This window comes from Caloramator australicus RC3 (assembly GCF_000297115.1).
GTDB lineage: Bacteria > Bacillota > Clostridia > Clostridiales > Caloramatoraceae > Caloramator > Caloramator australicus.
The window spans coordinates 1-15,244 of the sequence record NZ_CAKP01000023.1; the positions used below are offsets into that span (position 1 = coordinate 1).

General features: G+C 35.3%; 14 protein-coding genes and 1 pseudogene. 10 read left to right on the forward strand and 5 right to left on the reverse strand.

The window, feature by feature from the left end; all coding sequences use genetic code 11:
- The 6 genes and pseudogenes from CAAU_RS02765 to CAAU_RS13805 form a co-directional block, all read left to right on the forward strand.
- Positions 1-388: RNA-guided endonuclease TnpB family protein (locus tag CAAU_RS02765; protein ID WP_040305755.1), on the forward strand; the 388-nt coding region annotated here is incomplete at its 5' end.
- Positions 389-493: 105 nt separating this feature from the next.
- A pseudogene (locus CAAU_RS14145) lies at positions 494-817 on the forward strand (GNAT family N-acetyltransferase); the annotation flags it as partial.
- A gap of 4 nt (positions 818-821) precedes the next feature.
- Positions 822-1,373 (forward strand): phosphodiesterase, encoded by a 552-nt coding sequence (gene yfcE / locus CAAU_RS02775; RefSeq protein ID WP_008907919.1) that lies wholly within the window; start codon positions 822-824, stop codon positions 1,371-1,373.
- 18 nt (positions 1,374-1,391) lie between these two features.
- Positions 1,392-2,417, forward strand: coding sequence for an alpha-hydroxy-acid oxidizing protein (locus CAAU_RS02780; protein ID WP_008907920.1), 1,026 nt, complete (start codon positions 1,392-1,394; stop codon positions 2,415-2,417).
- A gap of 147 nt (positions 2,418-2,564) precedes the next feature.
- A complete protein-coding gene (locus CAAU_RS02785) occupies positions 2,565-2,987 on the forward strand; it encodes a type III secretion system chaperone family protein (protein WP_008907921.1) in 423 nt (140 codons plus the stop codon).
- Positions 2,988-3,126: 139 nt separating this feature from the next.
- Positions 3,127-5,205 carry an N-acetylmuramoyl-L-alanine amidase gene (locus CAAU_RS13805; protein ID WP_008907922.1) on the forward strand — a complete coding sequence of 693 codons (2,079 nt, stop codon included), beginning with the start codon at positions 3,127-3,129 and terminating at the stop codon, positions 5,203-5,205.
- 26 nt (positions 5,206-5,231) lie between these two features.
- Here the strand turns inward: CAAU_RS13805 and CAAU_RS02800 are convergent, their stop codons facing one another.
- A complete protein-coding gene (locus CAAU_RS02800) occupies positions 5,232-5,426 on the reverse strand; it encodes a DUF378 domain-containing protein (RefSeq protein ID WP_008907923.1) in 195 nt (64 codons plus the stop codon).
- A gap of 38 nt (positions 5,427-5,464) precedes the next feature.
- Complete coding sequence (locus CAAU_RS02805) at positions 5,465-6,052, reverse strand: DUF2284 domain-containing protein (protein WP_008907924.1); 588 nt, start codon at positions 6,050-6,052, stop codon at positions 5,465-5,467.
- A gap of 129 nt (positions 6,053-6,181) precedes the next feature.
- Between CAAU_RS02805 and CAAU_RS02810 the strand changes: the two genes are divergently transcribed.
- Positions 6,182-6,349: a CDIF630_02480 family spore surface protein gene (locus tag CAAU_RS02810; RefSeq protein WP_008907925.1), complete on the forward strand. Its 168-nt coding sequence runs from the start codon at positions 6,182-6,184 to the stop codon at positions 6,347-6,349.
- Positions 6,350-6,370: 21 nt separating this feature from the next.
- Here the strand turns inward: CAAU_RS02810 and nifJ are convergent, their stop codons facing one another.
- Positions 6,371-9,892, reverse strand: a complete 3,522-nt coding sequence (gene nifJ, locus CAAU_RS02815) for a pyruvate:ferredoxin (flavodoxin) oxidoreductase (RefSeq protein ID WP_008907926.1) — start codon at positions 9,890-9,892, stop codon at positions 6,371-6,373.
- Positions 9,893-10,054: 162 nt separating this feature from the next.
- Entirely contained in the window at positions 10,055-10,252 is a 198-nt protein-coding gene (locus CAAU_RS02820) for a hypothetical protein (protein WP_008907927.1), read from the reverse strand.
- Positions 10,253-10,344: 92 nt separating this feature from the next.
- On the opposite strand from CAAU_RS02820, the gene CAAU_RS02825 reads away from it, so the two are divergent.
- The gene (locus tag CAAU_RS02825) at positions 10,345-11,355 is read left to right on the forward strand and encodes an asparaginase (RefSeq protein WP_008907928.1); all 1,011 of its coding nucleotides are present in this window, start codon (positions 10,345-10,347) and stop codon (positions 11,353-11,355) included.
- Positions 11,356-11,767: 412 nt separating this feature from the next.
- The gene (gene lysA / locus CAAU_RS02830) at positions 11,768-13,060 is read left to right on the forward strand and encodes a diaminopimelate decarboxylase (protein WP_008907929.1); all 1,293 of its coding nucleotides are present in this window, start codon (positions 11,768-11,770) and stop codon (positions 13,058-13,060) included.
- Positions 13,061-13,117: 57 nt separating this feature from the next.
- On the opposite strand, the gene CAAU_RS02835 is transcribed toward lysA, so the two are convergent.
- Entirely contained in the window at positions 13,118-14,311 is a 1,194-nt protein-coding gene (locus CAAU_RS02835) for an aspartate kinase (RefSeq protein ID WP_008907930.1), read from the reverse strand.
- 156 nt (positions 14,312-14,467) lie between these two features.
- On the opposite strand from CAAU_RS02835, the gene CAAU_RS02840 reads away from it, so the two are divergent.
- Positions 14,468-15,244 (forward strand): ISNCY family transposase (locus tag CAAU_RS02840; RefSeq protein ID WP_040305759.1); only part of this gene is annotated, 777 nt, incomplete at its 3' end.

Below are 15,244 nucleotides of genomic sequence, written 5' to 3' on the forward strand. Positions count from 1 at the left end.
GAAGATAAGAAACCAAAGGGAAGATTTTTTACAAAAGCTGTCCTCTAAAATTATAAACGAAAACCAAGTTATAATTTTGGAGGACTTAAAGGTTAAGAATATGTTAAGAAATAACAAACTATCAAAGTCCATATCAGATGTAGCATGGTCAAAATTTGTAAACATGCTTGAATATAAAGCATTATGGTATGGAAGAACAATAGTAAAAGTAGATATGTTTTATCCATCGAGTCAAATATGTAATGTATGTGGTTATAAAAATGAAGAAGTAAAAGACTTAAACGTAAGGGAGTGGGAATGTCCAATGTGTAAGACAGTCCATGATAGAGATGTAAATGCAAGTAAAAATATATTAAAAGAAGGAAAGAGGATATTAGGCATAGCATAAGTAAAAACAGTAGGGTAGGGACTACCCGAATTAACGCCTGTGGAGATAGTAGGTTACGAGGTTGATGAAGCAGGAATCCTGCGACTTTAGTCGTGGGAGGTTCAAAACGAAGATAGAAAACCTATTGGTTTAGTTGTTATAGATAAGATTAAATGGGAATACAGAAACTGCGAGATTGGGATTGTAATATATGATAAAAATTACAGAGGTAGAGGTTATGGGAAGGACGCACTTGAGACTGTCTTAAAATTTATCTTTGATGATTTAAACATGCATCTCGTTTATTTGAATGTAATTGAGGGAAATGAAGCAGCAGTTAATTTATATAAAAAATTTGGGTTTAAGGTTGAAGGAATCTTAAGGGATAGGTATTATAAAAATGGAAGGTATTATAATATAATTGTTATGAGCAAGGTAAAGGGAGAGTGATAGAATGAAAATTGGGGTTATAAGCGATCTTCATGGATATCCAAAAAAATTTGATATGGCATTAGAAATTTTAAAGGATTGTGAAGTTATTCTTTGTGCTGGCGATATTTTATATCATGGGCCAAGAAATCCTATCCTTGAAGGTTATAATCCAATAGAGCTTGCAGAGAAGATAAACAACTCTGAAATTCCCGTAATTATAGCCAAGGGGAACTGCGATGCTGAAGTTGATGGAATGGTTCTTGATGTTCCAGTTTTCTCGCCTGTTTTATTTTACGAAAAGGATGGTTTAAGGATAATTGTGCTTCACGGCCATGATTTTGATGAGGAGAAATTAAAATCAATAGCAAAATTTTATAAGGCAAATTTAGTAATAACAGGCCATACTCATGTAAGAAAATACGAAAAAATAGATGGCGTTACATATATAAATCCAGGGAGCATAGGAGTTCCAAAGGGAGATGGTAAACCAAGCTGTGTAAAAATTGAAGATGGTAAAATAAAGTTTATCAATTTAGAAAAGGGAGATGTTCTAGAAGAATACAGTTTACATTAACTTATAAGGGGGATCAATATGGATTATAAAGAACTTCTAAAAAATGCAAGGGAAAACTTAAATGGAAGCTGTAGAGTATGTAGAGAATGCAACGGAATTGCCTGTGCAGGGGAAGTTCCAGGTATGGGCGGAAGTTTAACGGGTTCTGCATTTATAGAAAACTATGAAAGCCTTAAAAAGGTAAAGTTAAACATGAGGCTTATACATGATGCAAAGGATCCTGATACATCCGTTGAACTATTTGGTAAAAAGCTAAGAATCCCTATTCTTGCAGCACCAGTATCAGGAACAACCCTTAATATGGGTGGAAAGTTTACCGAAAGGGAATATATTTCCTGGGTAATAGGCGGATGTCTTGATGCAGGAATATACCCAATGGTTGGTGACACTGCAGTTGATGCCTTTTTGCCTACAAATCTTGAGGAGCTTAAAAAAGCTGGCGGTGAAGGAATTGCAATCATAAAGCCTTGGGAGAATAAAAATGTCATTCAAAAGATTAAAATGGCAGAAGAAGCAGGTGTTTTTGCTGTTGGAGTTGATATAGATGCAGCAGGGCTTATAACCCTTGCTCTTCACGGAAAGCCAGTTGGACCAAAGACATTAGAGGAGATAAAGGAGCTTGTAAATAGCACAAAACTGCCTTTTATATTAAAGGGAATTATGACGGTTGAAGATGCACAACTTGCTGTTGAAGTTGGTGCAGCAGCAATAGTTGTTTCAAATCACGGTGGAAGAGTTTTGGATCATACTCCAGGTGTTGCAGAGGTTCTTCCTAAGATAGCAAAGGAAGTTAAGGGAAAGATCACGATACTTGCTGATGGCGGAGTAAGGACAGGAGTAGATGTTCTTAAGATGCTTGCCCTTGGCGCCGATGCTGTTCTTATAGGAAGACCGTTTGTTACTGCATCCTTTGGAGGAGGAAGGGAAGGAGTTAAACTTTATATCGATAAATTAGCAAACGAATTAAAATCAGCAATGATTTTAACAGGATGCAAAGATATTAAAAGTATAGATTCAAAAATTATATATAAAATGGAGGAATAACTTAGCAGGATTTATTAAATTTTTGTAGAATATTATATAAAGCTAATAAAAATATATTCGAATATAATTAGTTAGTTTGCCCTTTGCCAGTTCTAACTAGGTTATATTCGGCAAAGGGCATATTATTTTTTTTAAGGAGGTTTTAAAATGCTAACTAAAAATGCTCAAGAATTTAGAAACTTTTTGCGTTCACAGAATATCGAACTTGAATTTTTCGAAGGGAATAACGGTGAAACAATAGTAGAAACCGTTCAAAGTCTTAATTCAGGATTAAAACTTAGGATGGTAATTATTTTTGGCGAAGATGATGGTATAGTAAGTATGTATGGGCTTGATTTTGTTTCAGCGATAAATCCGGCAAGAAAAAATTATATATATGAATTATTAAATGAGCTTAATAAAAAATATACTTACTATAAATACATTCTTGATAAGGATACGATACGAATCGAAACTCACGCAGTTTTTAGCGATAATTTCAATCCCCATGTAGTTATGACACAATTAATCGGTATGATGAGATTAGTAGAATCGGATTATCCAGAACTTATGAGGGTAATTTGGGCGTAAAGAGTAAAGCTTAGGGCAGCTTAAAATGCTGCCTTTTTTTATTGATGTTTGCCTATTTATAGTGTATAATTTAACTAAACTAAAAAATTAGTCTAAATGAATTGAGAAATGCTGAAAACTGAATCTTGGGGGGATTCTGTTGAAAATTTTGAAAAAAATTGTTGCTGGGCTTATATTTCTTAGCTTTAATATAAATACAGTCTTTGCTGGTGTATTATCTGGAAAAAGGATAGTTATTGACCCTGGGCATGGAGGAAGCGACCCGGGGGCTGTGTCTGGACAAGTTAGAGAAAAGGATATAAACAATTCTGTGGCAAGAAAACTTGCAGACCTTTTAAAGGCTGAGGGTGCAGAGGTAATTTTTACAAGGGAACCTGAAAAGGATATTTATATTACATTAGCAGATAGAGTTAACATATCAAACAGCATAAATCCTGATTTATTTATAAGTATCCATAATAACGCCAGCATATCATCTGCTGCTAATGGAGTAGAAACATATTATAGTTTAGTAAGACCTAACATATTAAGCAGTAAATATGCCGAATACGCTGGAGATAGATACCCAGTTTTGAGGGAATCAAGAGAAAATAATATTAATTATGTCTATATGTTAATGGGTGACGAAGAAATAAAAGTTGAAAAGACTAAGGTTAAGATAGTTTATAAATACGTTGAATATGAAGGTAATAAATATGAATGTTTAAGGGAATCAAGGGAAAACGATATTGATTATGTATACATATTAGTTAATGGTAAAGAAGTAAAAGTTGAGAAAAATAAGGTTAAAATCGTATATAGTCCAAACCCATGGCAGGCGCTGGAGAGCAAAAGTATAGCCGAGATAATTGTTAATAACTTAGCTTCACTAGGGTTTAAATACAGAGGGGCAAAGGATAGTAATCTTTACGTTACAAGAAATACTACATCACCCTCTGTCCTTTTGGAACTTGGATTTATTACAAATCCAGATGATAGGCAAAAGCTAATCGATCCGATTTACCAAGAGAGCATAGCACAAAAAATATTACAGTCCCTTTTAAGTTATTATGAAGTATATGAAAATAATAAAATTAAAGCCTTTGGAATGCCTGAAAAAACAGATTTAGTTTTATCGAAGGATAAAATACTTCTAGGGGATTCGATAGACTTTACATTTAAGGGAATAGAAGATACACTTTTGAAAAAGGTAGAAATAAAATATTTAGATGAAGTGGTAGCAAGTTCGGAAGCTCAATTTACGTTTACTCCAAATAAGGATGGAGAATTTGAAGCAATTCTTTACTTAAAGTCGCCTGATTCAGTAAATGAATATGATGAGGTAATATCAAAAAAGTTTAACGTATATAAATATCCAACAATAAAAAATATTATTTTATCTCCTGATAATCCTACTTCAAAAAATAATATAACTATAAGCATAGAAAAGGAAAATGGAAGTTTAGTAGGATGTGATTATACCTTTGAAATATATAAGGGAGAAAGAATAATACTTTCCGGAACATCAGATAAGAACGTAATAAATTTTATTCCAAACGAGGATGGAGAATATAAAGTAATTATAAAATTAAAGGACAAGCTTAGTAAAAATGAATATGATGACATAAAGGAAGCTAGCTTTATAGTAAGGCCAGAAGAAGCTGCATCAAGAGGGACAAATACTCAAAACCAGACAACTCAGGTTATTAATGGAATGTTTAAAATAAATAGAGTTCTTAAAAGGGGAATGATAGGAGAGGATGTAAGGGAGCTACAGAGGGCTCTAATTAAATTAGGATATTTAAAGATAAGCACACCTACCATAACTTTTGGGCCGTCAACTGAAACTGCTGTAAAGGCCTTTCAAAGGGCAAATAGGCTTAATGCTGATGGCATTGTAGGAAAAACAACTGCAGATATAATAAACCTAAATTTAGCAAGACTTGTTAATAACACCCAAGTTTCTAGGGGGAGCACAAATCAGAATGCAACAAATAACCAACTATTAAAGATAACTAGAGTATTAAAGAAGGGAATGACAGGAGAGGATGTAAGAGAACTACAGAGGGCACTAATAAGATTAGGATATTTAAAGATAAGCACACCTACAACAACCTTTGGACCAACAACTGAAGCTGCTGTAAAGGCCTTTCAAAGGGCAAATAGGCTTAATGCTGATGGCATTGTAGGAAAAACAACTGTTGACAAGATAAACAGTCTTTTAAAAAATAGATTTTAAAAAGTAAATGCGGGCATTGCCCGCATTTACTTTTTAACTAGTTCTTTGTAGATTACAATAAGTCCAGAAAGCCCAACTAGAGCGTAAATTATTCTTGAAAGTAGAGCTTCTGCACCGCCAAAGAGTGCTGCAACGAGGTCGAACTTAAAGAAGCCAACAAGTCCCCAGTTTAATGCGCCAATCAAAACAAGAGCAAAGGCAATAGGATAAAGCTTTTTCATAATTACCCTCTAAGGATTATTTTCAGTATATTATATTTTTATAATTTATTATTTATGCTTAAATTTTTAAATTCTTCTAAAATTTTTTCTGTTAAGTTGTCGGAGATGATACACATAATTTTTATAAGCTTACTTGGAGGCTTTTCATTTGCCCATTCTAATTTTTCATGGAATAAATTTTCTATTGTTTCCGAAAGCATAATTCCTGTTCCAGTTATAGAAATAGTTCTTTTGTCGCTTTTTTTGCATCCTTCATGAATTGTGCAAACATCGCATTCTGTGCAATGCTCAGGGGACAAAAATTCAATTCCATATTTTTCTTTAAACATCAAGCCAATCGATTTTAATAATTTATTCAAAGTTTTATCTGCTTCTTTAAACTCATCCTTTGTATAGTCAGTTGTGTTTATTTTTCCTATAACTAAAATAAAATTTTTATCCTTTAAAAGCTGATTAGCTGTTGGAGAAAAGGGAGGACAGCCACCATTTACGCCAAAGTTTGGACAACCTTCCCTGCAGTAGTTTCTAACCCTTTCTATATCTATAACCAAATCTTCATATTTATATTCTCCAAATTTTATTTCAACTGCAGTATTATCGATTTTTATAGTTTTAACAAAGCTCATGATAGCCCTCCTTTTAAAGAGCATTGTTTATCTTTTTACAAATAGTATAACAAAAGATTAACCTATATGTCAGCTAATGAAATAAATAAATTAAAATCAGGATATACTAAAAAAGAAGGAGGGTGTGATATGTGGAAGGATAAATTAAAGGCGTTTTTCACAAGGCAGCCTGTTGAAAAACACGATACAGCTGCTTGGGCCAATATAAAGGAAACCAAAGCAGAATCTAATGTTCCTATTCCCGATATAATCGATGTTGAAAATGCAAAGGAATATGTAGAGGAAAATAAAAAATAACCCCCAAAATGGGGGCTATTTTTATTGCATTTCAGCAAGTTTTTTTAAGGTTTCAAATTTTTCTTTAGCATGCTTTTCTGCGATGGCAAAGAGCTCTTCTGCCCTTTCTGGGAAGGTGTTCATAAGGGATGTATATCTTATCTCGCTCATCAAGAAGTCTCTAAATGAACCCTTTGGTTCCTTAGAATCAAGGACAAATGGATTCTTGCCCTGTTCTTTAAGTTCAGGATTGAATCTATACAGATGCCAATATCCTGTTTCTACTGCCTTCTTTGATTGATTTATTGTAGTTCCCATGCCTGTCTTGATACCATGGTTGATACATGGTGAGTAGGCGATTATTAAGGATGGTCCTTTATAGTTTTCTGCTTCAGTTATAGCCTTTAATGCTTGATTCATGTTGGCACCAAGGGCAATCTGTGCAACGTAAACATATCCGTAGCTCATCGCAATCATTCCAAGGTCCTTCTTCCTTATGTTCTTACCAGCAGCTGCAAACTTAGCAACAGCAGCCGTTGGAGTAGATTTTGAGGATTGACCTCCTGTATTTGAATAAACCTCTGTATCAAGAACCAATATATTAACATCTACGCCCTGTGCAATAACGTGATCAAGACCGCCAAAACCTATATCGTAAGCCCATCCGTCACCACCTATTATCCAAATAGATGGTTTTACAAGATAGTCTTTTCTTTCATATATTTGCTCTAAAGTTTCGTTACCCTTGAAGGATCCTTCATTAAAGGCTTGAAGAACCATATTTGCAGCTATCTTTGATGCTTCACCGCTGTCCTTTGCTTTTAACCATTCCTCAAAGGCCTTCTTAAAGGGTTCCCCTATATTCTCCTTAAGGGCAGTTTGCATAAGCTCTGCAATTTTATCCCTTATTTGTGCATAGGCAATTGCAATACCAAAGCCGTATTCAGCGTTGTCTTCAAATAGTGAGTTTGCCCAAGCAGGTCCCTTGCCATAGGCGTTCTTAGTGTATGGAGTTGATGGTGCACTACCTCCATATATAGAAGAACATCCTGTTGCATTTGCTATTATCATTCTATCTCCAAATAGCTGAGTTATAAGTTTAATGTAAGGTGTTTCACCGCATCCTGGACATGCCCCATGGAATTCGAATAAAGGCTGAGCAAACTGACTACCCTTAAGAGTAAATTTATCCATTAAATTATCTTTAACTTTAATTGTTGTTGCGAACTCCCAATTTGCAGCTTCCTTTGCCATCTGTTCTTCAGCTGGCTTCATAATTAGGGCTTTGCCTGGTGCTGGACATATATCAGCGCAGTTTCCACAGCCGGTGCAGTCGTATGGGCTAACTTGAATTCTATACTGTAAATGTTCAAAGCCTTTACCCATAGCCTGCTTAGTCTTGAAGACCTCTGGTGCCCTCTTAACTTCCTCTTCATCAAGTAGGAGTGGCCTTATTACTGCATGTGGACATACAAGAGAGCATTGGTTACATTGAATACATTTATCAATTTGCCATTCTGGTATTAAAACTGCAATTCCTCTCTTTTCGTAAGCAGTTGAACCGTTTGGATAAGTTCCATCCTCCATACCAACAAAAGTTGAAACTGGGAGGTTATCACCTTCAAGTTTTGCCATGGGCCTTAAAATCTTTCTAATAAATTCAGGTTCATTTGTATCTTTAATTTCTTCATCTTTAGCATCAGCCCATGATGCAGGAACGTCAACTTTAACTATGCTTTCAATGCCCATATCAACTGCCTTTTTATTCATTTCAACAATATTTGCACCCTTTTTGCCATAGGTCTTTTCAATGGATTCCTTTAAGTATCTTACGGCCTCTTCTACTGGTATAACGTTAGAAAGTTTAAAGAACACAGATTGCATAATCATGTTTATTCTTCCACCAAGGCCTATTTCTTGGGCTATTTTGATAGCATCTATTATATAGAAGTTTATATTGTTTTGTGCAATATATTTTTTCATCTTAGCAGGAAGCTTTTCTTCCAGCTCATTAACATTCCATGGGCAGTTTAGAACGAAGGTTCCGCCCTTCTTTAAGCCTTTTAAAAGGTCATAATTGTATATGAAGGCTTTGTTGTGGCATGCGATGTAGTCTGCAGTATTAACAAGGTATGGAGCCTTTATTGGCTCTTTACCAAATCTTAAGTGGGATACAGTTGTTCCTCCTGACTTTTTACTGTCGTAGGAGAAGTATCCTTGAACATAAAGATTAGTATGATCTCCTATAATCTTTATAGCCTGCTTGTTGGCACCAACAGTTCCGTCTGAGCCAAGTCCAAAGAATTTACAGCTTATAGTTCCCTTTGGAGTGGTTTCGATATCTTCTCCAACAGGGAGGGAAGTGTGTGTAACGTCGTCAACAATACCTATTGTAAAGTTGTTTTTTGGATTTTGGCTCATAAGGTTTTCAAATACAGCGATGATTTGTGCAGGAGTTGTATCCTTTGAACCAAGTCCATATCTTCCACCGATTATTAAAGGTTTATTTGTATAATCATAGAACATCTTAACAACATCAAGATATAAAGGTTCTCCAGCTGATCCTGGCTCTTTGGTTCTGTCAAGAACAGCAATTCCCTTAACTGTTTTTGGTAAAACTTCAAAGAAGTATTTAGAAGAGAAGGGTCTATAAAGATGAACCTTAACAAGGCCAACCTTTTGTCCCTTTGCCATTAGGTAGTCCACAACTTCCTCTGCGGTATCGCAAACAGACCCCATCGCAACTATTACATATTCAGCATTAGGATCGCCGTAGTAGTTAAATGGTTTGTAATTTCTTCCTGTAAGTTTGTTTATCTCCTGCATGTAATGATTTACGATGTCTGGAACTGCTTCATAGAACTTATTTGCAACTTCCCTTCCTTGGAAGTATATATCCGGATTTTGGGCAGTTCCCCTTGTTACAGGATGCTCAGGGCTTAGAGCTCTTTTCCTAAATTGATTAAGGGCATTGTAGTCGATAAGCTTTGAAAGTTCATCATATTCTAAGAGTTCAACCCTTTTAACTTCATGGGATGTTCTAAATCCATCGAAGAAGTGTAGGAAGGGAACCCTTGATTTAATCGCTGAAAGGTGTGCAACTGCACCAAGCTCTATAACCTCCTGTGGATTTGCTGATGCTAAAAGGGCAAATCCGGTTTGCCTTGTTGCCATAACGTCCTGATGATCACCAAAAATAGATAGAGCATGGGCAGCAATTGCTCTTGCGCTTACGTGGAAAACACCAGGTAAGAGCTCTCCGGCGATTTTATACATGTTTGGAATCATAAGTAAAAGTCCTTGGGATGCCGTATATGTAGTTGTTAGGGCACCACCCTGTAGTGAACCGTGAACAGCACCAGCAGCACCTGCTTCTGATTGCATTTCAACAACCTTTACGGTTTGACCAAATATATTTTTCTTTCCGTTTGCAGACCATTCATCAACAAGCTCTGCCATTGTTGAGGATGGGGTTATAGGGTAAATGGCTGCAACTTCCGTAAAGGCATAGGATATGTATGCGGCGGCGGTATTACCGTCCATCGTTTGTGTTCTCCTAGGCATATTTCTACCTCCTTTTATTAATATCTAAAAAATAGTTTTAGCATAATTTAACTTATTATGCGAAAAAATAATCTTTTACATATTATAACAAAAGAAAATAATTATTTAAAGATAAATATTAATATTTTCTTAAAATTTAATAAAAAATCCCCAAAAAGGGGATTAAAATCTTTTATAGATTTCTTCATCAAAGGGCCTTTTTCCAAGGTTGCTTAGTGAAAAACCAATAGGACCAAGGCTAGTTAAATTGTTTATCTCCTTTGGGATTATTGTTCTTGAGACTTTATCATATATGGAATTTATATATTTATCCTCGGGCAAAATGGAAATAGGATTTAAAAGGTCGGGGTTTTTATCCATAAAAATCACCTCAGTATAATTGTGGCTAATTGATTAAAATATATTCATTAAAATGGTATAATTATATTAGAAATTATTTTGGGGGTTTTATTATGTCTGTTGAGCTTACTTTTGTATGGCGAGGAGAGCTAATCGAGAGCATCCACAGAGGAGATGTAGTTGTTGTAAATTCAAAGGGGAAAATTTTAGCCTATGCTGGCGATCCATTTAAGGTTACTTACATAAGGTCTTCAGCAAAACCTATTCAGGCAATTAACGTATTTTTAAGCGGTGCCTATGGAAAATTTAATTTTTCGGATGATGAAATGTCAATTATGTGTGCCTCCCACTTTGGGGAAGATTTTCACATAAAAACGGTTAAAAATATTTTAAACAAGATAGGTGCAAGTGAAAAGGATCTTCTATGTGGTGGAGGTTACTCAATAAATAGGGAATATGCCTTAAAGCAGGCAAGGGAAAATATAACTATAACTCCCCTACATTCTGACTGTTCGGGAAAACATGCAGGGATAATTGCAAGCTGCATAGCAAAGGGATATGGAATTAAAGATTATAACAAACCCAATCATCCTGTTCAAAGGGATATTTTAAAAATTATTTCCAAGATGTGCGAAATAGACAAGGATAAGATAATCCTTGGGATTGACGGTTGCTCTGTTCCTGTATTTGGCATGCCAATATACAACCTTGCTTTAGCCTTTGCAAAGCTTTCTAATCCCAAGGATCTTGAGGATGACATTAAATTTGCATCTGAGAATATTCTTAGAGCTATGAATACTTTCCCAGAGATGGTTGCAGGGACAGGGGGATTTTGCACAGAACTTATGAAAAATACTAAGGGAAAACTTATCGGAAAACTTGGTGCTGAAGCTGTTTATGCCGTTGGTGTCAAGGATTTAGATATTGGAATTGCCGTAAAGATAGAAGATGGAAACTTTAGTAGAGCCCTTTATCCTGTCATCGTTGAGGTTTTAGAAAGGCTAAACGTTCTTGACGAGGATGAAAAGGAAAAGTTAAAAAAGTTTAAAATTATCGACAATAAAAACAGTGTTGGAGATATTGTAGGTGTAATAAAACCTGTATTTACATTGAAATATTTGTAATACAGGCTATCTAAAAGGATAGCCTCAGACTGTTGAAAAAGTTGTTTTTTGATAAGCCCCGTGAAGGATTTCCCTGGCATTCGCTCATTTCGCTAAGCAATTCTAAGCTTTTCTTTGTTTTCAAAAGTCCTACCCTCGTGAGCCGACATCCGTGTCGGCCACTCGGCTCTGCACGTCCGTGTGCAGAATTACGGACTTTTGAAAAGTCGAAAAGCAAGAATTGCTAGAGCTCATGAGAGATGCCTTTTTGAAATCCATTCACGGGGCTCTTGCAAAGTCTAAACACCAATGAGAGTTTGTCTACAATCTGAGGCTATCTAAAAGGATAGCCTAATTTTTTTTTAAAAAAGTCTTTATTAATTTCAATTTTAGTGTATAATTATACCTAAATTACATTACAAAGGAGGATAATATGTTTGGCTACAATTCATTAGGAATAAATGAAAATGGGGTATTAACTATATCTGGGGTAGATGCTGTCCTGCTTGCAAAAATATACGGAACTCCCCTTTATGTTATAGATGAAGCCGAAATAATAAGAAGATGTAATGAAATAAGAGAAAGCCACATAGAAAAATATGGTGGAAGGGCGGTGTATGCCAGCAAGGCCTTTTTAAACAAAGAGATGTGTAGAATAATAGAAAGACAAGGTCTAGGTCTTGATGTTGTATCTGGGGGTGAACTTTATACAGCAAGGGCAGCAAACTTCCCTATGGAAAGGATTATATTTCACGGAAACAATAAATCCCTTAATGAGTTAGAAATGGCTGTTGAGTTAGGGGTTGGAAGGATAGTGATTGACAATTTTTATGAAATAGATAATTTAAACTATATTGTAAAGTCAAAAAACAAAAAAATAGATGTTCAAATAAGGATAAACCCTGGTATAGATGGTCATACCCATGAATTTATAAAAACGGGGCATGTAGATTCAAAATTTGGCTTTCCTTTATTCGATGATTCAGCTTTTTTTGCAGTAAAATCTGTTTTAGAAAGCTCCTTACTAAATCTAAAAGGCCTTCATCTTCATTTAGGCTCGCAACTTCATCAAAAGGATGTATATGTAAGAGCAGTTACTGTTTTAGCTGAATTCATTAAAAGAATAAAGGATGAGTTAAACTATGAGATAGAGGAAATAAACTTAGGTGGTGGATTTGGAATATTCTATACGGAGGACGACTCGAGAAAATTTATAAATTATTTTACAGATGCAATAAATATTTCAGTTATAAAGGAATTTAATAGATTAGGATTAAAAAGACCTATTGTTTATATAGAACCAGGAAGATGGATCATCGGTGAAGCAGGGTTTACTATATATACTGTAGGAGCAATTAAAGAGATTAAAGATGTAAGAAAATATATAGGCGTTGATGGAGGAATGGCAGATAATCCAAGGCCACCCCTTTATGGTGCAAAATATTTAGCTCTTTTGGCAAATAAAATAACTGAGGTTGAGGAAGAGGTTGTAACAATTGCAGGCAAATGCTGTGAATCTGGTGATATTTTAATAAGGGATATTAGTCTTCCTAAGGTTGAAAGCGGAGATATATTGGTAGTTTTGAGCACCGGAGCCTATAACTATTCAATGGCTAGCAATTACAATAGACTTCCAAGACCGGCCGTTGTTTTAGTCAATAACGGTAACCATAGATTAATCGTAAAAAGGGAAACATATGAGGATTTAATACGAAACGATATATAATGGAAATTTATAGAAATGTCAAAATGTCAAAAAGTCAAGTGGCTGCCACTTGACTTTTTATAAATTAAATTCTTTAGCAACTAAACCTACTGCCTTCATTTTATCCTGCTGTTTTATTGCACAGGTTATTCTTATTTCTGATGTTGTAATCATTTTAACTTCTATATCATTTTGCTTAAATAGCTTAAAAATCCTTGATGCAACGCCGGATGTTGTTTTCATTCCAAGTCCTACAACTGAAAATTTTGTTATGTCCTCATCAATTATAATTTCATCCTTTTTATAATAAGGTTTAATGACATCTAAGCAATCCCTTAGATCATCCTTTGGAATGGTAAAGGAAAGATTTACCTTATTGTGTATTGGAGCTGTTTGGCTTATCATATCCACATTTATCTTTTTGCTAGCAACAGCCTCGAATATATCTGATAAAAGATTTGTATCGTATTCGATGTTTTGAAGAGTAATAGCAACATCACTGTCGGATACTGCAATGCCAGTTATAGGCTTTTGTTCCACTATTTCAACCTCCCTTATATAAGTTCCTTTTATATCGCTACAGCTTAAAGCAACATAAATAGGAATATTAAACTTTTGAGCAAGCTCTACAGATCTTGAATGCATAACCTGAGCCCCAAGGCTAGATAGCTCAAGCATTTCTTCATAACTTATTTCATCTATCTTTTTAGCTTCCCTATAAATCCTTGGATCGACGCTGTAAATGCCGTCAACATCGGTGAAAATTTGACATTCTCCCTTTAACTTTGCAGCGATTGCAACTGCTGTTGTATCGGAGCCACCTCTACCTAAGGTTGTGATATCACCATCCTCAGTAATTCCCTGAAAACCAGCAACAACCACTATTTTGCCTTCCTTTAATCTATCTAAAATAGCCCTTTCATTTATATCCTCAATTAGAGATTTTCCATATGTTCCATCGGTTAAAAGTTCTATCTGAAAGGCGTTCATTGAAATTGCGTCATATCCTAAGGATTTTATAGCCATTGCAAGTAGGGCGCTAGAAACCATTTCACCAGTTGCTAATAGGGCGTCGAGTTCTCTTTTATCTGGATGTTCAGTTATCTTTTTTGCAAGGTCTATAAGTTCATCGGTGGTATCTCCCATTGCTGAAATTACAACAACAACATCATTTCCCTCCAGTTTCTTTTTTATAACCCACTTTGCAACATTTTTAATTTTTTCAGGAGTAGCAACGGAACTTCCACCGTATTTTTGCACGACAATAGCCATCCTTTCACCCCCATAACAATATTTAGTTGCAATTTTAACATAAATATTTATACGATGCAATATATAATTATACAAAACTGTGATTATTTTATGATAATGTCATGTTGTAGAGTAATATGATAAAATGTCACTATGAGGAACGAGGTGTTTTATTCAATGTCACAAAAACAAATTAATAGGTATGTTGTCATTCAAAAATCCCTTGAGGGTTTATTAACTGTCAAGGAAGCAGCAAAGGTTTTAGGCCTTAGCGAACGTCAAGTTATTAGATTAAGAAAGGGTGTGATGCAAAGCGGGGTTTCTGCTCTTATTCATAAAAACAAAGGCCGTAAACCTTCTCATGCTGTTTCCGATGAACTTAAAGGTAAAATTATCTCTCTTAAATTGTCTGACAACTACAAAAATGCTAACTTCAAACATTTTAACGAGCTTCTTGAAAGATTCCATGGCATTAAGCTAAGTTACTCTACCATCTACAATATCCTTAACTCTACCGGTATTAAAAGCCCTAAAAAGCGTCGTAGATTTAAACCCCATACAAGACGAAAAAGAAAACCACAGATGGGCCTTCTAGTTCAGATGGATTCCTCTCCATTTGATTGGCTGGGTATTGGCTGTAACTATTCTATCCATGGTGCTATCGACGATGCTACTGGCAAAGTTCTCGGTCTTTATATGACTAAAAATGAATGCCTTCAAGGATATTTTGAAGTCGCTCGCTTTATGCTCGAAAACTTTGGTATCCCTGCTAGTATCTATAGCGATAGGCATGCTATCTTCCTTTCTACTAAAGCTTCTAAACTCTCTATTGAAGATCAGCTTGAAGGCAAGGTTTGTAACGATACTCAGTTCTCTAGAGCTATGCGGGAACTTGGCATCACTATAATAACTGCTCATTCCCCTCAGGCTAAAGGTAGAGTAGAACGACTTTGG